The sequence below is a fragment of the Microbacterium sp. B19(2022) genome, from assembly GCF_012030385.1.
Lineage (GTDB): Bacteria > Actinomycetota > Actinomycetes > Actinomycetales > Microbacteriaceae > Microbacterium > Microbacterium oxydans_B.
Genome location: NZ_JAAUVO010000008.1, coordinates 67161 through 87250, shown reverse-complemented (window position 1 = coordinate 87250; position 20090 = coordinate 67161). Strand labels below are relative to the sequence as shown.

At 68.4% G+C, this 20090-nt stretch carries 25 protein-coding genes; 14 read left to right on the top strand and 11 right to left on the bottom strand.

Features of this window, described 5'->3' with window-relative positions; all coding sequences use genetic code 11:
• Window positions 1–3 precede the first annotated feature (3 nt).
• The 3 genes from HCX50_RS09160 to HCX50_RS09150 are packed head-to-tail and all read left to right on the top strand — an operon-like array spanning window position 4 to window position 2919.
• A complete protein-coding gene (locus HCX50_RS09160; protein ID WP_167633959.1) occupies window positions 4–1140 on the top strand; it encodes an aminotransferase class V-fold PLP-dependent enzyme in 1137 nt (378 codons plus the stop codon).
• A 22-nt stretch (window positions 1141–1162) separates the two neighbouring features.
• Window positions 1163–2110, top strand: coding sequence for a glycosyltransferase (locus HCX50_RS09155; RefSeq protein WP_167633957.1), 948 nt, complete (start codon window positions 1163–1165; stop codon window positions 2108–2110).
• Window positions 2111–2145: 35 nt separating this feature from the next.
• Window positions 2146–2919, top strand: a complete 774-nt coding sequence (locus tag HCX50_RS09150; protein WP_091034552.1) for an SDR family NAD(P)-dependent oxidoreductase — start codon at window positions 2146–2148, stop codon at window positions 2917–2919.
• A 13-nt stretch (window positions 2920–2932) separates the two neighbouring features.
• On the opposite strand, the gene HCX50_RS09145 is transcribed toward HCX50_RS09150, so the two are convergent.
• Complete coding sequence (locus HCX50_RS09145) at window positions 2933–4981, bottom strand: ABC transporter ATP-binding protein (protein ID WP_167634045.1); 2049 nt, start codon at window positions 4979–4981, stop codon at window positions 2933–2935.
• A 167-nt stretch (window positions 4982–5148) separates the two neighbouring features.
• On the opposite strand from HCX50_RS09145, the gene HCX50_RS09140 reads away from it, so the two are divergent.
• Window positions 5149–6627, top strand: a complete 1479-nt coding sequence (locus HCX50_RS09140; protein WP_167633955.1) for a DHA2 family efflux MFS transporter permease subunit — start codon at window positions 5149–5151, stop codon at window positions 6625–6627.
• 32 nt (window positions 6628–6659) lie between these two features.
• On the opposite strand, the gene HCX50_RS09135 is transcribed toward HCX50_RS09140, so the two are convergent.
• Window positions 6660–6806 (bottom strand): hypothetical protein, encoded by a 147-nt coding sequence (locus HCX50_RS09135; protein ID WP_167381615.1) that lies wholly within the window; start codon window positions 6804–6806, stop codon window positions 6660–6662.
• Window positions 6807–6901: 95 nt separating this feature from the next.
• Here HCX50_RS09135 and HCX50_RS09130 point away from each other — a divergent pair, with 95 nt between their 5' ends.
• Window positions 6902–7495, top strand: coding sequence for a 1-acyl-sn-glycerol-3-phosphate acyltransferase (locus HCX50_RS09130; RefSeq protein ID WP_091034202.1), 594 nt, complete (start codon window positions 6902–6904; stop codon window positions 7493–7495).
• A 22-nt stretch (window positions 7496–7517) separates the two neighbouring features.
• Here HCX50_RS09130 and HCX50_RS09125 read toward each other — a convergent pair whose 3' ends face one another.
• Window positions 7518–7724: a hypothetical protein gene (locus HCX50_RS09125; protein WP_091034205.1), complete on the bottom strand. Its 207-nt coding sequence runs from the start codon at window positions 7722–7724 to the stop codon at window positions 7518–7520.
• A gap of 69 nt (window positions 7725–7793) precedes the next feature.
• On the opposite strand from HCX50_RS09125, the gene HCX50_RS09120 reads away from it, so the two are divergent.
• Complete coding sequence (locus HCX50_RS09120; protein WP_091034555.1) at window positions 7794–8321, top strand: DUF6328 family protein; 528 nt, start codon at window positions 7794–7796, stop codon at window positions 8319–8321.
• Window positions 8322–8347: 26 nt separating this feature from the next.
• Here the strand turns inward: HCX50_RS09120 and HCX50_RS09115 are convergent, their stop codons facing one another.
• Window positions 8348–8890 carry a Dps family protein gene (locus HCX50_RS09115; protein WP_167633953.1) on the bottom strand — a complete coding sequence of 181 codons (543 nt, stop codon included), beginning with the start codon at window positions 8888–8890 and terminating at the stop codon, window positions 8348–8350.
• A gap of 128 nt (window positions 8891–9018) precedes the next feature.
• Here HCX50_RS09115 and HCX50_RS09110 point away from each other — a divergent pair, with 128 nt between their 5' ends.
• The 4 genes from HCX50_RS09110 to HCX50_RS09095 all read left to right on the top strand — a co-directional run bounded on the left by HCX50_RS09110 (window position 9019) and on the right by HCX50_RS09095 (window position 11118).
• A complete protein-coding gene (locus HCX50_RS09110; protein ID WP_337749401.1) occupies window positions 9019–9510 on the top strand; it encodes a GNAT family N-acetyltransferase in 492 nt (163 codons plus the stop codon).
• A 107-nt stretch (window positions 9511–9617) separates the two neighbouring features.
• Window positions 9618–9917: a Fe-S cluster assembly protein HesB gene (locus tag HCX50_RS09105; RefSeq protein WP_029262936.1), complete on the top strand. Its 300-nt coding sequence runs from the start codon at window positions 9618–9620 to the stop codon at window positions 9915–9917.
• 134 nt (window positions 9918–10051) lie between these two features.
• Window positions 10052–10708, top strand: a complete 657-nt coding sequence (locus tag HCX50_RS09100) for a hypothetical protein (RefSeq protein WP_140403349.1) — start codon at window positions 10052–10054, stop codon at window positions 10706–10708.
• Between the two features lie 65 nt (window positions 10709–10773).
• Window positions 10774–11118: a LysR family transcriptional regulator gene (locus tag HCX50_RS09095; RefSeq protein WP_167633951.1), complete on the top strand. Its 345-nt coding sequence runs from the start codon at window positions 10774–10776 to the stop codon at window positions 11116–11118.
• Between the two features lie 4 nt (window positions 11119–11122).
• Here HCX50_RS09095 and HCX50_RS09090 read toward each other — a convergent pair whose 3' ends face one another.
• The 4 genes from HCX50_RS09090 to HCX50_RS09075 form a co-directional block, all read right to left on the bottom strand.
• On the bottom strand, window positions 11123–11698 hold the full coding sequence (locus HCX50_RS09090) for an alpha/beta fold hydrolase (RefSeq protein WP_091034213.1): 576 nt from the start codon (window positions 11696–11698) through the stop codon (window positions 11123–11125).
• A 157-nt stretch (window positions 11699–11855) separates the two neighbouring features.
• The gene (locus tag HCX50_RS09085; protein ID WP_091034216.1) at window positions 11856–12410 is read right to left on the bottom strand and encodes a GNAT family N-acetyltransferase; all 555 of its coding nucleotides are present in this window, start codon (window positions 12408–12410) and stop codon (window positions 11856–11858) included.
• A complete protein-coding gene (locus HCX50_RS09080; RefSeq protein WP_091034218.1) occupies window positions 12407–14068 on the bottom strand; it encodes an ABC-F family ATP-binding cassette domain-containing protein in 1662 nt (553 codons plus the stop codon). Before HCX50_RS09080 ends, HCX50_RS09085 begins: the two co-directional genes overlap by 4 nt.
• A 70-nt stretch (window positions 14069–14138) precedes the next feature.
• Complete coding sequence (locus tag HCX50_RS09075) at window positions 14139–14567, bottom strand: hypothetical protein (protein WP_167633949.1); 429 nt, start codon at window positions 14565–14567, stop codon at window positions 14139–14141.
• Window positions 14568–14691: 124 nt separating this feature from the next.
• Here HCX50_RS09075 and HCX50_RS09070 point away from each other — a divergent pair, with 124 nt between their 5' ends.
• The 3 genes from HCX50_RS09070 to HCX50_RS09060 all read left to right on the top strand — a co-directional run bounded on the left by HCX50_RS09070 (window position 14692) and on the right by HCX50_RS09060 (window position 16351).
• Window positions 14692–15048, top strand: coding sequence for a PadR family transcriptional regulator (locus HCX50_RS09070; RefSeq protein WP_167633947.1), 357 nt, complete (start codon window positions 14692–14694; stop codon window positions 15046–15048).
• 26 nt (window positions 15049–15074) lie between these two features.
• The gene (locus HCX50_RS09065) at window positions 15075–15851 is read left to right on the top strand and encodes a hypothetical protein (RefSeq protein WP_167633945.1); all 777 of its coding nucleotides are present in this window, start codon (window positions 15075–15077) and stop codon (window positions 15849–15851) included.
• A gap of 107 nt (window positions 15852–15958) precedes the next feature.
• The gene (locus HCX50_RS09060; RefSeq protein ID WP_167633943.1) at window positions 15959–16351 is read left to right on the top strand and encodes a hypothetical protein; all 393 of its coding nucleotides are present in this window, start codon (window positions 15959–15961) and stop codon (window positions 16349–16351) included.
• 569 nt (window positions 16352–16920) lie between these two features.
• Here the strand turns inward: HCX50_RS09060 and ychF are convergent.
• From ychF to HCX50_RS09045, 3 genes are all read right to left on the bottom strand, one after another.
• A complete protein-coding gene (gene ychF, locus HCX50_RS09055; protein ID WP_105709560.1) occupies window positions 16921–17994 on the bottom strand; it encodes a redox-regulated ATPase YchF in 1074 nt (357 codons plus the stop codon).
• 100 nt (window positions 17995–18094) lie between these two features.
• Entirely contained in the window at window positions 18095–18565 is a 471-nt protein-coding gene (locus tag HCX50_RS09050) for a hypothetical protein (RefSeq protein ID WP_167633941.1), read from the bottom strand.
• 71 nt (window positions 18566–18636) lie between these two features.
• Complete coding sequence (locus HCX50_RS09045) at window positions 18637–19377, bottom strand: class I SAM-dependent methyltransferase (protein ID WP_167633939.1); 741 nt, start codon at window positions 19375–19377, stop codon at window positions 18637–18639.
• Window positions 19378–19436: 59 nt separating this feature from the next.
• Here HCX50_RS09045 and HCX50_RS09040 point away from each other — a divergent pair, with 59 nt between their 5' ends.
• A complete protein-coding gene (locus tag HCX50_RS09040; protein WP_167633937.1) occupies window positions 19437–20030 on the top strand; it encodes an exonuclease domain-containing protein in 594 nt (197 codons plus the stop codon).
• Window positions 20031–20090 lie beyond the last annotated feature (60 nt).

Sequence of the window (20090 nt, the reverse complement as noted above, 5' to 3'; positions counted from 1 at the left end):
ATCGTGCTCTACCTCGACCACGCCGCGACATCCCCGGTGCGACCGGAGGTGCTGGAGGCGATGCGCCCGTACCTGACGGGCGTGTTCGGCAACCCGTCCAGCCACCACACCGCGGGAGAGGCTGCGGCGAGCGCCCTCGACGACGCCCGTGCCCGGGTCGCACGTGTCCTGGGGATGCGTGCCGGTGATGTCGTGTTCACCGCAGGCGGCACCGAGGCGAACAACCTCGCGGTCAAGGGCGTCGTGCTCGCGGCGCTCGAGGCAGGGCGACGACACCTGGTGATCTCCCCCATCGAGCACGAATCGATCCTGGAGTCGGCCGAGTACCTGAAACGCTTCCACTCCGTCGACGTGACCCTCCTGCCGGTGGATACCGGCGGACGGATCTCTGCGGATGCCGTCGCCGCGGCGATCCGCCCCGACACCGCGCTGGTCTCGGTGGGACACGCGAACAACGAGATCGGCACCGTTCAGGATGCCGCGGCGCTGTCGGCCGTCACCCGCGCCGCTCGCGTTCCGCTGCACCTCGACGCCGTGCAGTCCGCCGGGTGGCTTCCCCTGCACGGGCTCGGCGCCGACGCCGTGTCGATCGCCGGGCACAAGCTCGGCGCCCCCAAGGGGATCGGCGCACTCGCCGTGCGCGGACGTGTGCCCATCGAGCCGCTGCTGCACGGCGGCGGTCAGGAGCGCGGGCGGCGCTCGGGCACTGAGAACGTCGCCGGGGCTGTGGCGCTCGCGACCGCGCTGGAGCTCGCGGAGCAGGAACGGGCGACCGTGACGGCGCGGGTGGGTTCGGCCACCGCGCGGTTCATCTCTCTCGTTCTGAGCAGCGTCCCGGAGGCCGCACTCACCGGCGACGCCGTGCGCCGTCTGCCCGGGACGGCGAGCTTCACGTTCGCCGGCACCAGCGGGGAGTCCGTGTTGCTGGAGCTGGAGCGTCGCGGGGTCATCTCCTCCAGCGGCTCGGCATGCGCCGCCGGCAGCGATGAGCCTTCGCATGTGCTCCTCGCGTGCGGCGTGCCTCCCAAGGTCGCCCAGACATCCGTCCGGTTCACCTTCGGTCGGGAGGAACTGGCCGAGGACGCACCCGAGCGGCTGTCTGCGCTCGTCGCGGAGTCCGTGCGCGCGGCGCGAGGCTGATGCACAGCCATAGACTCGGCTGGTGACCGCCGCCGCCCCGATCGTGACCGTGATCGTCCCCGGACGCGACATCGCCGCCTTCGCCCCCGCCGCACTCGACTCGCTGCGGGCACAGACCGAGTCTCGATGGCGCGCGATCCTCATCGACGACGGTTCGACCGACGCCACCGGTGCGATCTTCGACGCGGCGGCCGCCGCCGACGACCGGTTCACGACCATTCGCCATGCCGCATCCCGCGGCCTGGGCGCCGCGCGCAACATCGCCCTCGACCTCGTCAACACGCCTTACCTGGGGTTCCTCGACGGCGACGACGAGCTCCGTCCCCACGCGCTCGCCCGGATGACGGGCACACTCGAAGCGACCGGGAGCGACTTCGTGGCGGGCGCCTACGTGCGCTCACGCTCGCAGGGAGCAGCGTATGTCGCCGGGCGCGTGCAGCCCTGGGTGACGGCGGCGACCTCGCCGGAACGTCTCGGCACCACGCTCGTGGCTCACCCGCAGGCGGTGTCGAACATCGTCGCGTGGTCGAAGCTGAGCCGCACCGAGTTCTGGCGCGACCTCCGCTTCCCCGAGGGGGTCGCGTACGAGGACCAGGTGGTCGCTCAGCTCATGTACACCCGGGCGCGGGCGTTCGATGTGATCCCCGACGTCGTCGTGCAGTGGCGACTCCGGGCCGACGGCACCTCGATCACGCAGGGCAAAGCACAGCTGCCCGTGCTGAGGGACTACCTCGCGGCGTTGCGTGGCGGTATCCGTGTGCTGCACGAGGCGGGTGCCCGACGCTCGGTCGTCGCCCGGCTCGACCTGATCCTCGCCATGGACATGCCGTCCCTCCTCGACATCGCGCACAGCCACCCTGACCCGGCATACGCCGCCGAGGTCGACACCTTCATCGCAGAGCTGCGGGCACTCCCCGAGTTCGCCGATGCCTCCCCCGATCCCACCATCACCGCCGCACTCGCGTGGTGACGCCGCACCGCCGAACGAACGACACGGATGACCGCATGAACGATTACCTCGCCTCCCTCTTCTCGCTCGAGGGCCGCACTGCGGTCATCACCGGCGGCAGCTCTGGAATCGGCCGCGGCATCGCCACGGCACTCGCCCGGTCCGGTGCCGCGACGGTCGTGGTCGCTCGCGGCGAGGCCCGCATCGAGGAGACCGTCGAGGAACTCCGCGCGCACGGCTGCCGCGCGGCCGGAGTCGTCGGCGACCTCAGCACGCGGTCGGGCATCCATGCCGTCGCGGAGGCCGCGGCCGAGCCGTTCGGGGAGCCCGACATCCTGGTCAACTCCGCGGGCATCAACATCCGTCCGCCGTTCGTGGAGATCACCGAAGACGACTGGGACGCGACGATGACCGTCAACGCCCTCGCGCCCTTCCTGCTCGGTCAGCGCTATGCGCAGGGCATGGCGGAGCGCGGCTACGGCAGACTCATCCACATCAGCTCCCAGCAGGCGCATCGAGCCTTCGTCGGCAGTGGCGTCTACGGCGCCTCGAAGGGGGCGGTGGAGTCGCTGATGCGCTCCGAGGCCGAAGCATGGGGAGGGACCGGAGTGACCAGCAACACACTGGTACCCGGGTTCGTGCTGACACCGTTGAACGCCCGGCTGCAGCAGGACCCGGCGAAGATCGCCGAGCTGGCCGCCCGCACGATGATCGGCCGCAACGGGCTCCCGAGCGACTTCGCCGGCGCGGCCGTCTTCCTCGCCGGAGCTGGTTCGGGCTATGTCACCGGCCACTCCCTGTTCGTCGACGGCGGACTGTCCGTGCACTGACACCCGGAGCGGTTCAGGGTTCGGGCGGGTAGACCCGTTCATCGGGGCGCGGCTCGGCGAGCAGCGGCACCGCAGCGGTGATGGCCGCGACGGCATCGGCGCCGGCGGAGTCCGCGGGCGCACGATCCGCACGGCGGTCGGTGAGCGCGGCCCCGACTCCCCCGGTCACGGCCTCTTCGACCGCGGCCTCGGTGTCGAGCACGCGCGATGCCGCGACCTGCTGAGCGGCGAGTTCCGCATACAACCCGCCCCGCGCGAGCAACTCGGAGTGGGTGCCCGACTCGACGATGCGCCCTGCCTCGAGCACGTGGATCACGTCGGCACCCATCACGGTGGACAGGCGGTGCGCGATGGACAGCGTCGTGCGCCCCTTCGCCGCCTCGTCCAGTGCCTCCTGCACCACGCGCTCCGACACGGTGTCGAGGGCCGACGTCGCTTCGTCGAGGAGCAGCACCGGAGGATCCTTCAGCAGCACGCGCGCGATCGCGATGCGCTGCTTCTCCCCGCCCGAGAGCCGGTACCCGCGCTCACCCACCACGGTGTCGTACCCCTGCTCGAACCCGGCGATGATGTGGTGGATGTTGGCCGCGGTGCACGCGGCGATCAGCTCCTGCTCTGTCGCATCCGGCTTGGCATAGCGGAGGTTCTCGCGGATCGTCGCGTGGAACAGGTAGGTCTCCTGCGACACGATGCCCACGTGGTCGATGATCGACTCCTGCGTGAGCGTGCGCACATTGGCGCCCGCGAAGAGCACCGAGCCGCCCTTGGCTTCGTACAGCCGCGGCGCGAGGTACAGGATCGTCGTCTTGCCCGCACCCGAGGGGCCGACGAACGCCACGTGTTGCCCGGGCTCGGCGACGAACGAGACGCCGTCCAGCGTCGGTCGGGCATCGGCCGAGGCGTCCGGGTAGCGGAAGAGCACATCGGCGAACTCGAGCCGCCCCTTGGGACCCGGTGCCTCGTCGACGGTGATCGCATCCGGAGCGTCCTGGATCTCGGGCACCAGGTCGAGGTACTCGAAGATGCGGGCGAACAGCGCCGAAGACGTTTGCAGATCGAGCGAGACCCGCATCAGGCCCATCAGCGGCATGAGGAGCCGCGCCTGCACCGTGGTGAACGCGACGACGGTTCCCGCCGTGATCGCCCCGGTGCCTCCGGCGATGAGGTAGCCCGAGACGAGGTAGATGACCGCAGGCACGCTGGCCATGAGCACCTGCACGACCGCGAAGAAGCCCTGACCGCTCATGGCCCTGCGCACCTGAAGAACGACCTGGTTGCGGTTCTCGGCCTGATAGCGCTCCGACTCCGTGCGCTGACGGTTGAACGACTTCGAGAGCAGCATGCCCGAGACGCTCAGCGTCTCCTGCGTGATCGAGGTCAACTCCGACAGGGACTCCTGCGTCTCCCCCGCGATCCGCGCCCGAACCTGGCCCACCTTGCGCTGGACGAAGATGAGGAACGGCATCATGATCACGGCGATGAGGGTGAGGCGCCAGTCGATCAGGATCATCGCGACGAGCGAGGCGATGACGGTCACGACGTTACCCAGGATGCTCGTGACGGTGTTGGTCAGCACTCCGGAGACGCCGCCCACGTCGTTTTGCAGTCGCGACTGGATCACCCCGGTCTTCGTCCGCGTGAAGAATCCGAGTTCCATGGCCTGGAGGTGCTCGAAGAGTTTCACCCGCAAGTCGCCGGTGACGCTGTTGCCGACAGTGGAGGTGAGCCACGTCTGCGCGACGCCGAGGACGGCGGAGAGCAGGAAGAGCACCACCATCGCGGCGACGAGCCAGGCCAGCAGCTCGAGATGCGGCCCGCCGCCGGCGACCGGGAACAGCGCGTCATCGAAGATGCGCTGCACGATCAGGGGTGGGATGACGGCGATCGCCGCGCCGACGACCACGAGCACTCCCGTGAGGAAGATGCGCGCGCGGTAGGCGCGGAACAGGGAGACGACCCGTGAACCGAGGCCGCTGATCCGCGGCGCCTCGGCATTCAGCTTCCGCTGCGTATCCTCATCGACCCCGCGGAAGCTCGCTCCTCCACCTCGTCCACCGCCCATGCTCATGGCGCCAGCGTACTCAGCCCTCACGACATCGAGACCGCCCGGATCTGCCGACAGCGGATTTCTGTGAGTTCGGAATGAAATGTCGGCGACCGCCGTTACGCTGAAGGACTCTTGCGAACTCTCGCGATATCTCCATTTCTTCTTCGCCCAGGAGGCCGCCCATGTCTGCCGTCGATACCGGCTCCATCTCGACGACCCCCGCACCGGCAGCGGGTTCGATCTCGCGCAAGGACATGCGCGTCATCTGGCTGCTGCTCGTCGCCGCGTTCGTCGCCATCCTCAACGAGACCACGATGGGGATCGCGATCCCGCATCTGAACGCCGATCTCGGCATCCCGCCCGAGCTCGGCCAGTGGCTCACCAGCGCCTTCATGCTGACGATGGCCATCGTGATCCCGACCACCGGGTTCATCCTGCAGCGGTTCACCACGCGTCAGGTCTTCATCGCCGCGATGATCGCGTTCTCGCTCGGCACGCTCGTCGCGCTGGTCGCTCCCGGCTTCTCGATCCTGCTCGTCGGGCGCGTCATCCAGGCCGCCGGTACCGGCATCATGATGCCGCTGCTGATGACGACGATCATGAACGTCGTTCCGCCGCAGTCCCGCGGCCGCATGATGGGCCGCGTCGGCCTGGTCATCTCGCTCGCCCCGGCGATCGGACCCACCGTCGCCGGTGCCGTCCTCGAGACGCTGAACTGGCGCGCGCTCTTCGCGATCATCCTTCCGATCGCGCTCATCGCGCTCTTCATGGGCGTGAAGTGGATGACGAACCTCGGGGAGACCCGCCTCGTCCCGCTCGACGTGCTCTCCATCCCGCTCGCGGCGCTCGGCTTCGGCGGGATCGTGTTCGGCCTCAGCCAGTTCGGCGGCGAAGGCGGATCGGGCGAGACCACGGGCATCATCGCCCTGGTCGTCGGCGCCGTGTCGCTGGCGCTGTTCGTGTGGCGTCAGCTCATCCTGCAGCGTGTCGACGACGCACTGCTCGACCTGCGCGTCTTCCGCTCGAGCAACTTCACGTTCTCGGTGATCATCATGACCATCCTGGCGCTGTCGATGTTCGGAACGCTGACCCTACTGCCGCAGTACCTGCAGAACGTCGCCGGCCTGAACGCACTCGAGTCCGGCCTGATCCTGCTCCCCGGCTCGGTGCTGATGGGTCTGCTCGGCCCGATCATGGGTCGCGTGTACGACGCACGCGGCACGCGGCCGCTGCTGATCCCGGGCACGATGCTCGTGTCGGCGGCGCTGTTCTTCTACTCGACGGTCGGCGAGCACACCGTGTGGTGGGTGCTCATCATCGTGCAGGCGGCCATGTCCGTCGGGCTCGCGATGTCGTTCACGCCCCTGTTCTCCGCCTCGCTGGGTTCGCTGCAGAGGTCGTTGTACTCGCACGGTTCCGCTGTGCTGAACACGCTGCAGCAGGTCGGTGGCGCGGCCGGTGTCGCTCTGCTCACGGTCACCTACTCGGCGATCCTGCATGCGGGCGAGGGCGAAGGCCTGTCACGAGCGGCGGCCGGAGCACCGGGTGCGCGCATGGCGTTCCTGATCGCCGCGATCATCTCGCTCGCCGCGGTGGCGCTCAGCCCGTTCGTGCGCAAGCCGGCCGACGACGCCGGCGAGGGCTTCCACGGCGGTCACTGACCCCAGCGCTCGCACGCGACGGCGTCTGCTTCTTACTCGGCCTTCGGGGCGGGGAAGTGGCAGACGCCGTTGCTGCAATAGCCGGCGGCATCGCCCTCGAGCAGGTCCAGGGCTCCCGGGAGCGGCTGCAGCCCGATGGGCGCTTCCTGCTGCACGGTGTCCTCCGGCGTCTTCTTCATCCCTCGATCGTACGCCTGCTCCGAGGTAGTGGCTCCGAACCCGCGCGCGGGGTGCGGAGAGCGGCTCGACAGCCGTTCTCCCCTACGGTTGATCCATGGTCAAACGACTCCTCGCCCGCATGTTCTGGGCGTTCAGCAGATGGACGCTCACGAGCGAGGCAGCACCCACGCGCCCGACCGTGCTCGTCGGCGCCCCCCACACCAGCAACTGGGACTTCGTCCTGATGCTCGCCATCGCCTGGCGCCTCGGCATCGACGTGCACTGGCTCGGGAAGAAGAGCCTCTTCCGCGGCTGGCGCGGTCCGCTCATGCGCGGACTCGGAGGGATCCCCGTGGATCGTGCGGACCCCGCGCGCGTGGTGAACGATGTCGTCGGGCAGGTGCACGCGGGAACGGTCTTCGGCCTCGTCGTCACCCCCGACGGCACCCGTGGCGGCAACGAGTACTGGAAGTCGGGCTTCTACCGCATCGCGCGGGAGACGGGGATGCCGGTCACGCTCGGCTTCGTCGATCGCACCACGATGACGACGGGTCTCGGCCCCACCCTCGACCTGACCGGAGACGTCGCCGCGGACATGGATCGGATCCGCGCGTTCTACGCCGACAAGGCCGGGGCACGACCGGAGCGACGCACCGAGCCGCGGCTTCGCGAGGAGCAGCCCACTCCGGATCCCGACGCCCTGGGGTGAATCACCACGGCTGCCGCCCGCATCAGTCGGCCGGCTCCTCCGCGTGTGCGCGGGCGTAGTCGAGGTCGTCATCGGTCAGGCTCTCCACCATTCCCACGACCGCTCCGGTGATGACGCGGATCTCCTCCCGAACGTCCGCGTCGAGGTGCGGAGAGTCGCCGTCGAGCACAGAGCGGCGTGCGTCCCCTGAGAGTTCGGACCACCAGTCGCTGATCGGCGGGAGCGTCATGGTGCCTTCTTTCGATCCGTCGGTGCAAGATCCTGGACATCGTGCGAGCGTCGGCACGACACTGTGATCATGACATCGGACCCTCCGCGCGGCGAACACGAACTCGATGACCGCAGGGACGGACGTGACGAGACTGCGAACGAGCGCGCGGATCGCAACTGGGAAGAACTTCTGCAGGAACTCCGCGTGATGCAGACGGGGACCCAGATCCTCACGGGATTCCTCCTCGCCGTCGCCTTCCAGCCGAGATTCACCGAGATGGACGAGTTCCAGCGCGACCTCTACGTCGTGCTCGTCGCCCTGTCCGCCATCGCGACGATCCTGGCGCTGGCTCCGGTGGGGATGCACCGTGCTCTGTTCGGCCACCGCCGTAAGCCCGAGCTCGTGCGGATCGCCTCGCGGATCGTGAGGATCGATCTGATGGTGATCGGTGCTCTGACGATCGGGGTGACGACGCTGATCGTCGATTTCACCGTGAATCGCACGGCCGGGCTTGTGGCGTTGATCTCGGCGCTCGTGCTGGTCGTCGCACTGTGGGCAGCGTTGCCGCGAATCATGCGCGGCCGACCCCGCGCCCCCGGAGCCGAGACGAACTGATCCCGGTCCGAGGGGCAGGGGCGATCTCAGCGACCGGCGGGGCTGCGGTTCTCGGCGCTGACCATCCAGGCGAACTGCTCGAGTCGTTCGATGACCGCGTGCAGGAGATCCGCCGACGTCGGGTCTTCCTCGTCGACGGCGTCGTGCACGTCGCGCATCGTCCCGACCGCCGCTTCCAGGCGCTCGGTCACCAAGTCGATGGTCTCGGTGGTCGAGACCTCCCCCGCGGGGAACGCGGGCAGAGTCGTGGTCTTGGCGATGGTCGCGCTGCGCCCGTCGGGCACGGCGTGCAGGGCGCGCATCCGCTCGGCGATCGTGTCGCTGAACGCGCGCGCATCGTCGATGATCTCGTCGAGCTGGCGGTGGGTGTCTCGGAAGTTGCGGCCCACGACGTTCCAGTGCGCCTGCTTCCCCTGAATCGCCAGTTCGAGCAGGTCGACGAGCACGAGTTGCAGGTTGCTCGCGAGCGTGGGCGAGGCGGTGAAGCCCTTCTCCGCATTCTGCTGGCGCGTGGTCTTCACGGCACCCTTCGTCGAGGTGCCGGTCTTCTTCGTCTTGCTATCAGCCATGTCTGTGACCTCCTGCCGGTGAGGATAACGGCGACCTGGGCCCGGACCCGAGGGGGTTGACACCGGAAGCGCGGAGCCCGAGTGTGGCGACCGGACCTGAATGCGCGACAGAAAGAGAACCCCGCATCGTGACAGAACAGAACGACCCGAACGACCGCGAGATCCTCATCTCCCCCCTCAGCGAAGCGGACGCCGGTGAAGTGCTCACCGTGCAGCGTGCGGCCTTCGTCTCGGAAGCCGCGATCTACGGGAGCGTGGACATGCCTCCCCTGACGCAGACCCTCACCGAGCTCGAGGCGGAGCTGCGCGCGGAGTCCGGCTTGGCGGCGCGCATCGACGGACGCCTCGTGGGCGCGATCCGCTTCGTGGAGAAGGACGGGATGCTCCTCATCGGGAGGATCGCGATCGCCCCCGACGTGCAGGGCGAGGGAGTCGGGCGGACGCTGCTCGATCACGCAGAGAGCGCATCCAACGCACAGGTCGCCGAGCTCTTCACCGGCAGCCTGAGCGAGGCGAACATTCGCCTCTACGAGAGGTGCGGCTACGTCGAGCACGAGCGCGTGCCGGACGGCGACGGCACGGAGCAGGTGTTCCTGCGGAAGAACCTGCGAGGAGGATAAGAGCCTCCTCCGAATCGGCACAAGGGGGTTGAGGTGATCGTCCGAGTTCGGCATCGTGGCCCGGACATGTTGCGACCGTGACATGCCCCGAACGGAAGGAGAGTCTCGTGCTCACCCTCACCGACAACGCCTCCGCCATCGTGACGACGCTCGTCAGTCGTCAGACCGACGCCCCGGATGCCGGACTGCGCATCCACTCGTCCGAACCTCAGAACGCGGAGGGCGGCGCGCGTCTCGCGGTGCTCGTCGCCGCAGATCCGGAGCCCCAGGACCAGGTCGTCGAGGTCTCCGGCACCCGGCTCTTCCTCGATGAGTCCGCCGTCGCCGCACTCGACGACAAGATCCTCGACGCGGGTGTGGACGACGAGGGCTCCGTGTCGTTCGCGGTGCTCCCTCAGGTCGCCTGACCGAAGGATTCCGGATGCCGCGGCCGATTCGGTCGCGGCATCCGTCGTGTCACGGAAGCGTCGGTTCTCACGATTCCATCTCGACGACACGCCCTTGCGCGATGCGGGCGCAGGTGGGCGCTACGCTCCGAACCATGCCACGTGTTCTCGCACCTGTCCTCGTCCTCACGGCCTCTGCGCTGCTGCTCCTCGGATGCAGTTCCCCGACGGCGGCCCCGTCCGCTTCACCTGCGGCCACGCCGTCCACGTCCGCGTCTGCGGAGCCCGAGGTCGAACCCCAGCTCGTCGTCACGCTCGACGGCCTCTCCTTCACGGACGACGGAGGCACCGCGACTGCGGAGTATGCGGATTCGGATGAGCTTCTCGCCCTGCTCGAGGATGCGACGGGTGAACTGCCGGAGCCCGAACCGGTCGAGGGGATGGAGGGCTACGACGTCGAGATGCAGGCCTATGTCTGGGACGGTCTGCGGGTGCTCACCGACCCCTCCGGCGCAAGCCCTGCGTCGATCGCGGTCACCGCGGCCGAGGTCGACGGGATCCCCGTGATGACGGAGGAAGGGCTCCAGGTGGGGTCGAGCAGGGCAGACCTCCTCGACGCAGGCGCCTGGGCACTGGTCGATGAAGAAGAGCCGGCGACCGCCACCGAACTAGGCCTGGGCCGACAGGAGGTGCCGGACACGCAATCGCTGACGCACCCCGGATCCGTCGGGATCCTCTACGTGCTCTTCCTGTTGGAGACGGACGCCGTCACACAGATCCAATCTCCCGCGAACGACTTCAGCGACATCTGACCGGCGGCTTCCACCGCGTAACCTGGAGTGGCTCGCAATCCCGTGCGAACAGTCGAAGGGCCACCGTGAAGATCTCTCTGCTCCGCCGTTTCGTCGTCCTCGCGGAAGAGCTCCACTTTCCGCGGGCGGCCGAGAAACTCGGCATCCCACTGGCCTCGCTGTACACGTCGATCGACAAGCTCGAGGCCGAGGTCGGCCATCCGATCGTCCACCGCGAGGGGCAGACCCGGCTGACGCACGTCGGTGAGCTCTTGCTGGTCGAGGCGAAGGCGGAGGTCGCCGCGGCGCCCGCGCCGGTGAAGAACGCCCCCGCACCCGCCGGCGGCAAGGCGAAGGCCTCGAAGGGCAAGGGCCGAACCCCCGCGGTGAAGGGTCAGCCGAAGCCGTACAAGAAGCGGCAAGACCGCTAGGGGCTCAGTCCCAGTCGAGGTACTCCTCGATGACGACCGCGGTCTCGATCGGGTGCGTCATCGGGAAGTGGTGGTCTCCCCCGTCGATGCTCTTCACGCTCGCACGCTCGGGCGCCGTCGACTGCAACTGCTCGCCGTTCGCGAACGGGGTGACGTTGTCTTTCGTCCCCTGGATGATCAGAACGGGCATCACTGGCGCGAGCGGGATGTCGAGCTCTTCGACGCCGAGCAGCGCCAGGCCGTTCACGCGGTCCGCGTGCGCGACGGCGAAAGCACGTGCGACGGTGCCACCGAACCCGTGTCCGCCGATCCAGGTGTCGCCGAGGCCGACGTGGTCGATCACGGCGAGCGCATCCTCGACGCGCTCGTTCAGCGACACCTCTTCGCCCTTGACCTCGGCGCGGTGACCGATCCGCAGCACGTGGAAGCCCGCCTCTTCGGCGAGGTAGTGCGCGACGACACCGAGGATGTCGGCCGGGAGGTCGCGCTCCTGGATCAGAACAAGCTTGACGGGACCGTCGCCCTCGTCGACGAAGGGGATCGCGCGGCCGTCGGGCTCGAAGATCTGGGTGTCGGTCATCGGCGTGAATCTCCTCGTGCCGTCGGTGTCAGGAATTCAGGCGGAACGTCCACGGCGGACGCCAGCGACCGGACCGCGACCGGAGCCGCCGTCCACCAGCGTATCCCGACCCGGCGGCCACCGAGACGAGGACTGCCGGAGCATCTTCGCCCGACGACTACCATGCTCGCCCGCGAAGATCTATCGTGCCTGCGGGCCACGTGCGCGGATTCGGGCCGAGCGCGAGGGTCAGGATCGGCGGCCCCGGAGGCTGTATGGCGGGACGACCGGTGCGGTCGATCGATCGCTCGACCGCCGAGATGCGGCGCCATCCGCACGATTCATAGAAGGAGACGACCTCCTCGCGGCAGCCGAGGTAGCCGAACTCGATGTCCCCGGCATCCGTCATCGACGCTGCCGCGTGTGTCAGGAGCCGGGCACCGACCCGCTGCCCACGTGCGCGTGGGGAGATCAGCACCCCACCGACTCCCGCGACCACGAGCTCCGCCGCACCGACACCGATGGTCCGCCGCGCCCAGCCGATGTGACCCACGATCTCATCGTCGGCGCGCGCGATCAGGTGATGGTCATGGGGCGCGTAGCCGTAGGGCTGATCCGGATCCCAGGCCCCGAACTCTGCGGAGTACTCGGCGTCGAACAACTCTCGCAGTCGCGCCACGTCATTCGCGGTCAGGCGACCGTGCGGGACGCTGTCGATGACGAGGGCCGTCATGCTTCGGCGACCTGCCCGGCCTCCACCCGCCAGTGCCGGTCGGTGTGCACCGTGGCGAGCATCCGCCGGTCGTGCGTGACGAGCAGCAGGGTTCCCTCGTACGACTCGAGCGCCTGCTCCAGCTGCTCGATCGCGGGCAGGTCGAGGTGGTTGGTGGGCTCGTCCAGCACGAGCAGGTTGATGCCGCGGGCCTGCAGCAGGGCGAGCCCTGCTCGCGTGCGCTCCCCCGGCGAGAGTTCATCGACCGCGCGCGTCACGTGATCGGCCTTGAGGCCGAATTTGGCGAGGAGTGTGCGGATCTCCGCGGATGCCATCTCCGGCACGAGCTCTTCGAACGCGACCGCGAGCGGTTGCGTTCCGACGAGCTGCGCGCGGGCCTGGTCGATCTCGCCGATCTGCACGCTCGCGCCGAGGCTCGCCGTTCCCTCATCGGGAAGCTGCCGCCCCAGCAGCCCGCGGAGCAGCGTCGACTTTCCGGCACCGTTGGGACCGGTGATGCCGATGCGCTCCCCCGCGTTCACTTGCAGCGACACCGGTCCGAGTTGGAAGGATCCCTGCCGGAACACCGCCGAGCTCAGGGTCGACACGACGGAGCTGGAACGCGGGGCCGAGCCGATCGTGAACTCCAGCTGCCACTCCTTGCGCGGCTCTTCGACCTCTTCGAGCCGGGCGATCCTGCTCTCCATCTGACGCACCTTCTGCGCCTGCTTCTCGCTGGACTCGGCTGACGCCTTACGTTTGATCTTGTCGTTGTCCGGTGCTTTCTTCATCGCGTTGCGCACACCCTGGCTCGACCATTCCCGCTGCGTGCGTGCGCGGGCGACGAGGTCGGCCTTCTTGTCGGCGAACTCGTCGTACTTCTCCCGCTGGTGCCGACGAACCGTCGCCCGCTCCTCGAGGTAGGAGTCGTAGCCACCGCCGAACACTCTGTTGCTCCCCTGGGCGAGGTCGAGCTCCAGGACTCTGGTCACGCAGCGGGCGAGGAACTCGCGGTCGTGGCTGACCACCACGACACCGCCGCGGAGCCCACGCACGAATGCCTCGAGCCGCTCGATGCCGTCGAGGTCGAGGTCGTTGGTCGGTTCATCCAGCAGCGCGATGTCGAAGCGAGAGAGCAGCAGCGCGGCGAGGCCGACGCGTGCCGCCTGTCCTCCCGACAGCGAGGTCATCATGGTGTCGGCAGGCTCATCGCCCAGGTCGAGTCCGAGGTCGGCGAGCACGGAGGGGACGCGTTCGTCGAGGTCTGCGGCACCGCTGGCCAGCCACCGATCCAATGCCGTGGAGTAGGTGTCGGCGGGGTCTGTGCCCGGAGCCGCGAGCGAGGGATCACCGAGGGCCGCGGCTGCGGCATCCATTTCTCTGGTCGCGGCGGCGCATCCGGTGCGGCGGGCGATGTAGTCGATGACGCTCTCGCCCACGATGCGCTCGTGCTCCTGCGGAAGCCAGCCCACGAACGCATCCGCCGGGGCAAGCCTGATCGTGCCCGCCTGCGGCTCCTCCACCCCGGCCAGCAGCTTCAGGAGGGTCGATTTTCCTGCCCCGTTGGCTCCGACGAGACCGACGACGTCGCCGGCGGTGACAGTGAGGTCGAGCGAGTCGAACAGGGTGCGGTGGCCGTACCCGCCGGCCAGCCCTTGGGCCACGAGTGTTGCGGTCATCCGTCAATCCTGTCACCCGTCAGGACGGTGCGCTGACCGGGTCGAGGAGGAGGCTGCGTGCATTCGCGGCCTATTTCTTCCGCAGCGGTAGGAGCGCTGACAGCAGCAGCGCCGGACCTCCGACGAGCGTCCAGGGCCCTGGACCGGCGGGCGAGAGGATGATCTCGGGGTGCACACGCAGCACATTGAACGCCATCAGGCCGCAGAGGACGCCCACCACAGCGATGAGCACGCGACTGACGCGCCAGCTTCCGCGATGTGAGAACCGCCAGGCGATGACCGCGACCGCCCACAGCACGAGGCTGACTCCGACGCCGAAGATCAGGAACATCGGCCAGGAGGCGTCCGTTTCCCCTGCGAAGCCGACGGCATTGGTCGCCGTATGCGCCACGCCCAGGCCGGCCAAGGCCAGAGCGCCGATACCGCCCGCCACACGGCGAGAACGGACGAACCTGACGGACGGGTCATCGGTGCTGCTTGTGCTTGTCGATGAGAGCATGCCCCCAGGCTGGCGCGTTCCGCGCGACCCGACCATCGCCCGGAGGTATCGGCGCCCTCCCCCGCGTGGGTGAGATCAGCGAAGACTAGTTGCCACAGCAACTAGTCTGACGTACGATCTAGTCATGAGTCCGGAACAGTGGCCGAGTGAGTGGATGAGAAGCGCGCTGGGCGTGTGCGTGCTGCGAGCCCTCCTCGAGGGCCCGAACTACGGGTACGCCATCACCCAACGCCTGGCGACCGCGGGTTTGGGCAACATCAAAGGCGGCACCCTCTACCCCCTCCTCGGGCGCTTCGAGGAGTCCGGGTTCGTCGAAGTCGAATGGCGTCCCGGCGACGGCGGCCCCGGCCGGAAGTACTTCTCGCTGACAGATCAGGGCCGCGCACATGCCCGGTCGATGGCCGAGCTCTGGGCCGACTTCACGAAGACCACCCGCGAGCTCACCGACGGAGCGCTCGAGAAGCGCCGAGAACTGACATGACCACCGGGAACCGAAAGGCAGCACCGATGAACCTGAGCAACAGGACGGGCTTCGGCTCCGTCGACACCTACACGCGACTGGCGCCGAGTGTCGAGCGGGACTGGATCGAGCAGTTCGTGCTCGAGCAGCGTCTCCTCGGCGTTCCGGGATCGCGGATCGGGGACTCCCTCGTGGTCGTGGAGAGTCATGTGTCCGAGTCGGGCGAGAGCGCCCTTGCCGCATTCGGCGAACCCCGTGCGTACGCCGCCGAGGACGCCCCGGAGCAGCCTCAGCAGTCACCTCAACGAATCGATCGCGAATGGGGCATCGCTCTCGTTCTGGGCCTCTTCGGCATGCTGCTCACCACCTTCAGCGCGCAGGCGGCATTCGCGGGCGAATCCGCTCTTGCCGTGACCGTCGGGCACCTCGTCCTGCTCGCGATCGCCTCGGGGGCGCTCGCGCTGCTCCTCTTCGCGTCGCACGTGCCTCTGCGGATGATCGCCCAGTATCCGGTACGGAGCTGGATCGGCTGGATGGCGCTGCTCATCGTGATGGTCGGCGCACTTCTCCTGCTGCCTCAGCAGATCGGAGAGGTGAGCGTCTGGATCGCCTCGGCCATCGGCGTGGTCATCCTCGCCGCCGGTTTCCTCCTGCAGATGCGCGCCTACCTCGGCGGTCGGGTGCAGGACGATCCCATCGTCGGGCCGGGCGAGCAGCCGGAGAGCGCCAGCGCAGGCCTGGTGACCGTCTTCGTCCTCCCGCTCGCGACCGTGGTCATGATCGGCTTCTCCTGGCTGCTCCAGCAGATTCCCGGGATGTTCTGACGAGCTCCCGGCCGCACGCGGAGGGCCTCGGACTGGGTATTCTGCCCGTGCGGGGCCCTTCTTCGGCTCCGACAGCAGCTGCCTTGATCAGAACTCTGGAGACGAGCGTGACGGAGACGTACCCGATCCAAGCCGAGCTCGCATCGACACTCGGCGCAGAGCGCGCAGAGCGACTGCTGACGAAGCTCGACGACTACTCGAATCAGCCGAACGCGGTGAAAGGTGCGGCGAAGAGGCCGAGCGCCCCCGAGATCGAAGCGGCCGCGCATGCGGCGTTCGCGGCAGCGACCCCGGAGGAAGCCGACTTCGAGCTCGACTCGATCGGCATCTGGGGACTTCTGACGCTCGCCGCCCGAGCCGACGTGACGATCCTCGACCGTCTTCCCGCATCGCGGGCGGATAACCCGAAGGTGGCCTCGATCCGGCGTGCGGCCACGAAGTATCGGAAGGGTCTGACAGACGCCGAGGCCCGACAGCCTGGTGCCGACTCTGCGGAATAGACGGCGCTAGTCGAACGATTCGTAGGTGCACTCAGCGGAGTCCCCCCACCACGACTCCGCGTTCGGGCACAGACTGTACTGCCATGCTGCCTCGCCCGCGAACTTGTCCCGACGAAAGTCCGCCCAGATCTCCATGCCTCCCGCAGGCAGAGCGCGGAGCCAGGTCACGACAGGATCGCCCTCATCGGTCGGACTCGTCAGGACGAGTTCCGCGCCGCCTGCACCGATCGCATTCTCCAGGCAGGCCGTAGCGGTGGCGGGAAGCTGCTCTTCCAGGCCGAGCGTGAACTCCCCGCATGAATGCAACGGGGCGCGCTCCAGAAACCCCTGGGGCGTTGGACCAGGCGTCGGCTGGATCTGCGGAGCGGCAGTACCGGTGGTCGCCGGCTCACCGGCGTCCGCGGTGCACGACGTCGTCAGGAGAGCTATCGCTGCGAGTGCGGGTAGCACAGTGTGTCGGCCCATGATGGTTACCTCCTGCTACATGGTGTAGCAGGACCGCGGTTCGTCTCACATGCGCATCGAATCAGGTCGGGCGGCCCGCTCCGAGCGTCTCCACCTGCAGATTCCTAGTTGTTGAAGCGGAATTCAACCACGTCGCCGTCCTGCATGACGTAGTCCTTGCCCTCGAGGCGAGCCTTGCCCTTGGCGCGAGCCTCGACGACGGAGCCCGTCTCGACCAGGTCCTCGAACGACACGATCTCGGCCTTGATGAAGCCCTTCTCGAAGTCGGTGTGGATCACACCGGCCGCCTGCGGGGCCTTCGACCCCTTGGGGATCGTCCACGCGCGAGCTTCCTTCGGACCAGCCGTGAGGTAGGTCTGCAGCCCGAGGGTGTCGAAGCCGATGCGGGCGAGCTGGTCGAGCCCCGACTCGTCCTGGCCGGTCGACGCGAGCAGCTCGGCGGCGTCCTCCGGGTCGAGGTCGATGAGCTCGGACTCGATCTTCGCGTCGAGGAAGATGGCCTTGGCGGGCGCAACGAGGGCGGCGAGCTCCGCCTTGCGGGCGTCGTTCGTCAGCACGGCCTCATCGACGTTGAAGACGAAGATGACAGGCTTCGCGGTCAGGAGGCCCAACTCGCGGATCGGTGTCAGGTCGATGCCCGCGACCGACAGCAGCACGCCACGCTCCAGGGCATCCTTCGCCGCGTTCGCGGTCTCGAGAACGACGGGCTCGATCTTCTTGCCGCGGACTTCCTTCTCGTACCGGGTGATCGCCTTGTCGACGGTCTCGAGGTCGGCGAGCATGAGCTCGGCGTTGATCGTCTCCATGTCGGAGGCGGGGTTCACCGTGCCGTCGACGTGCACGACGTCGTCGTCCGAGAAGCCGCGCACGACCTGAGCGATGGCGTCGGCCTCACGGATGTTCGCGAGGAACTTGTTGCCGAGCCCCTCACCCTCACTCGCACCGCGCACGATGCCGGCGATGTCGACGAAGGACACCGCTGCGGGGAGGATCCGCTCGCTGCCGAAGATCTCCGCGAGCTTGTCGAGGCGCGGGTCGGGCAGGTTCACCACGCCGACGTTGGGCTCGATCGTCGCGAACGGATAGTTCGCCGCGAGCACGTCGTTCTTGGTGAGTGCGTTGAAGAGGGTGGACTTGCCGACGTTGGGCAGGCCGACGATGCCGATAGTGAGAGCCACGGGGCACGAGTCTACCTGGCCCCACCCCCATCGCCCTGCGGAAGGCTGGGCAGCGGCCGGAGCGCTCGCTCTGCTAGCGGAACGAGGCGCGCTCGCTCTGCTAGCGGAACGAGGCGCGCTCGCTCGCGACGCACTCCGCGGTCGTCCGAGCCTCGGTGCTGACGCATGCTCCGTCGACCAACGTCCGCTGACCGATCGGCTCGCTCAGCGTGACCGTGACCGGTATGGCGTCGTTGCCTTGGCAGTCCGCGGCTTCCAGACGATTCGGCTTCGCGTCTATGCGGACGGTCACCTGCTCGGCCTCATAGGTGATGACCGGCGAGAGCATCTCGCCGGTCACTCCGTTCGCGCAGTCGAGACGGGTGACCTGCACCTCGAAAGCCATGCTGTCCGGGGTGACGCGGCTGTCGTCGGTCAGTTGCCACGTCGCCGGTGCGCCCGTTGGCACCGGCGTATCGCTCGAGGCGACCGCCGCAGGAGACGGCTCCGACGACGGCGTCGCCGCGCACCCGCTCAGCGCGATGGCTGCGATGAAGGTGAGCCCCAGCATGGCCCGCTGTCGATCCCGCATATCGCCACCGTACTTATGCCCCGAAAGGAAGGGAAGCGCAGCACTGCTTCCGGGCGGGGAGAGGCCGCTCCTCAGTCGCGGATGGCGCGGTAGGCCCGTGTCACGTACGGAAGGTCGATGGTCGTCTCGCCGTGCAGATCGAGCTCGTCGAACAGCGCGTCGAGGTCGCCCTGGATCCGAGCCTTCTCATCGTCGGAGGCGGTAATGATGTAGCTGCGCGACGCCGCCATGCGGTGCAGCAAGTCGCGCGTGATGGGGCGGACCCACTCCCAGCGCTCCTGTTCGAGCGAGCTGAACGGTGCAGCGACGACAGGATCTCCCTCGGCGAGCATGTTCTCGGCGTGGCTGCCGTGCATGATCTCGGTCAACCGGCGCACCCATGCGACCCGATCGTCGCGGATGTTCCAGACGAGGCCCAGCACTCCCCCGCTGCGTACGACCCGACCGATCTCGGCGGATCCGGCGACGGGATCGACCCAGTGCCAGGCCTGCCCCAGGACGACGGCGTCGACGCTGGCATCCGGAAGGGGCAGCCGCTCTGCCGACCCCACGAAGGTCGGCACGCCCGGCACGGCTCCGCGCAGCGTCGCGAGCATCTCGGAATCCGGATCGATCGCGACGACCTCGGCATCAGGCGCTTCCGTCAGGACCCGCGTGAGCTTGCCCGTCCCCGCGCCGACATCGGCGATGCGGCGGGTTCCGTGCGGCATCCGCTCGAGCATCCACGCCACCGCATCGAAGGGGTATTCGGGTCGTCCGACCTCGTAGTCCGCGGCCTGTGCTCCGAACGACGTCGCCATGTCCTCAGCCATGCGGCCAGCCTACGGCGAGTCTCCCGCGTGGTCGCCGACGTCGGGGTGAGAGTGGAGACGTGCCACTGGACTTCACTGCGATCGACTTCGAGACCGCGAACTCCAGCCCCGCCTCCGCCTGTTCCGTCGGACTGGTCCGTGTGCGCGGCGGCGAGGTCGTCGCCACCACCGGATGGTTGATCCAACCGCCGCCCGGTCACGACGAGTTCCAGGAGTGGAACGTGCGGATCCACGGCATCCAGCCGGAGGATGTGCTGTCGGCGGCCACGTGGGTCGACCAGTTCGATCGACTCTGCGCCTTCGCGGGGGCCGACGTGCTCGTCGCTCACAACGCCGGCTTCGACCTGAACGTGCTGCGCCGCGCCTCGGAGGCGACAGGCCAGCCCTGCCCGCCGTACCGCTCGCTCTGCAGCCTGCAGGTCGCACGGAAGACGTATGTGCTCGACTCCTACCGCCTGCCCGTCGCCGCAGCCGCCGCCGGGTTCGAGGAGTTCGCACATCACGATGCTCTCGCCGATGCACGTGCCTGCGCGCAGATCGTGATCGATGCCGCCGCCAGGGCGGGTGCCGCCGATGTGTTCGCGCTCGCCGACGCGCTGAGCCTGCGCGTCACCGCACCCGTCACGCCTGCTCTGGAGCGCGCCGTCGCCTGAGCCGACACCCCGCTCCCGTGCGCGGCGACCTCGTAATGTCCGATGCCGGCCGCATCATGA

Bases quoted from the DNA above. Each gene is read 5' to 3' on its own strand.
- HCX50_RS09150 (WP_091034552.1), top strand. From the start codon at position 2,146: ATGAACGATTACCTCGCCTCCCTCTTCTCGCTCGAGGGCCGCACTGCG.
- HCX50_RS09145 (WP_167634045.1), bottom strand. From the start codon at position 4,981: ATGGGCGGTGGACGAGGTGGAGGAGCGAGCTTCCGCGGGGTCGATGAG.
- HCX50_RS09140 (WP_167633955.1), top strand. From the start codon at position 5,149: ATGTCTGCCGTCGATACCGGCTCCATCTCGACGACCCCCGCACCGGCA.
- HCX50_RS09135 (WP_167381615.1), bottom strand. From the start codon at position 6,806: ATGAAGAAGACGCCGGAGGACACCGTGCAGCAGGAAGCGCCCATCGGG.
- HCX50_RS09130 (WP_091034202.1), top strand. From the start codon at position 6,902: ATGGTCAAACGACTCCTCGCCCGCATGTTCTGGGCGTTCAGCAGATGG.
- HCX50_RS09125 (WP_091034205.1), bottom strand. From the start codon at position 7,724: ATGACGCTCCCGCCGATCAGCGACTGGTGGTCCGAACTCTCAGGGGAC.
- HCX50_RS09120 (WP_091034555.1), top strand. From the start codon at position 7,794: ATGACATCGGACCCTCCGCGCGGCGAACACGAACTCGATGACCGCAGG.
- HCX50_RS09115 (WP_167633953.1), bottom strand. From the start codon at position 8,890: ATGGCTGATAGCAAGACGAAGAAGACCGGCACCTCGACGAAGGGTGCC.
- HCX50_RS09100 (WP_140403349.1), top strand. From the start codon at position 10,052: ATGCCACGTGTTCTCGCACCTGTCCTCGTCCTCACGGCCTCTGCGCTG.
- HCX50_RS09090 (WP_091034213.1), bottom strand. From the start codon at position 11,698: ATGACCGACACCCAGATCTTCGAGCCCGACGGCCGCGCGATCCCCTTC.
- HCX50_RS09085 (WP_091034216.1), bottom strand. From the start codon at position 12,410: ATGACGGCCCTCGTCATCGACAGCGTCCCGCACGGTCGCCTGACCGCG.
- HCX50_RS09080 (WP_091034218.1), bottom strand. From the start codon at position 14,068: ATGACCGCAACACTCGTGGCCCAAGGGCTGGCCGGCGGGTACGGCCAC.
- HCX50_RS09075 (WP_167633949.1), bottom strand. From the start codon at position 14,567: ATGCTCTCATCGACAAGCACAAGCAGCACCGATGACCCGTCCGTCAGG.
- HCX50_RS09070 (WP_167633947.1), top strand. From the start codon at position 14,692: ATGAGTCCGGAACAGTGGCCGAGTGAGTGGATGAGAAGCGCGCTGGGC.
- HCX50_RS09065 (WP_167633945.1), top strand. From the start codon at position 15,075: ATGAACCTGAGCAACAGGACGGGCTTCGGCTCCGTCGACACCTACACG.
- HCX50_RS09050 (WP_167633941.1), bottom strand. From the start codon at position 18,565: ATGCGGGATCGACAGCGGGCCATGCTGGGGCTCACCTTCATCGCAGCC.
- HCX50_RS09045 (WP_167633939.1), bottom strand. From the start codon at position 19,377: ATGGCTGAGGACATGGCGACGTCGTTCGGAGCACAGGCCGCGGACTAC.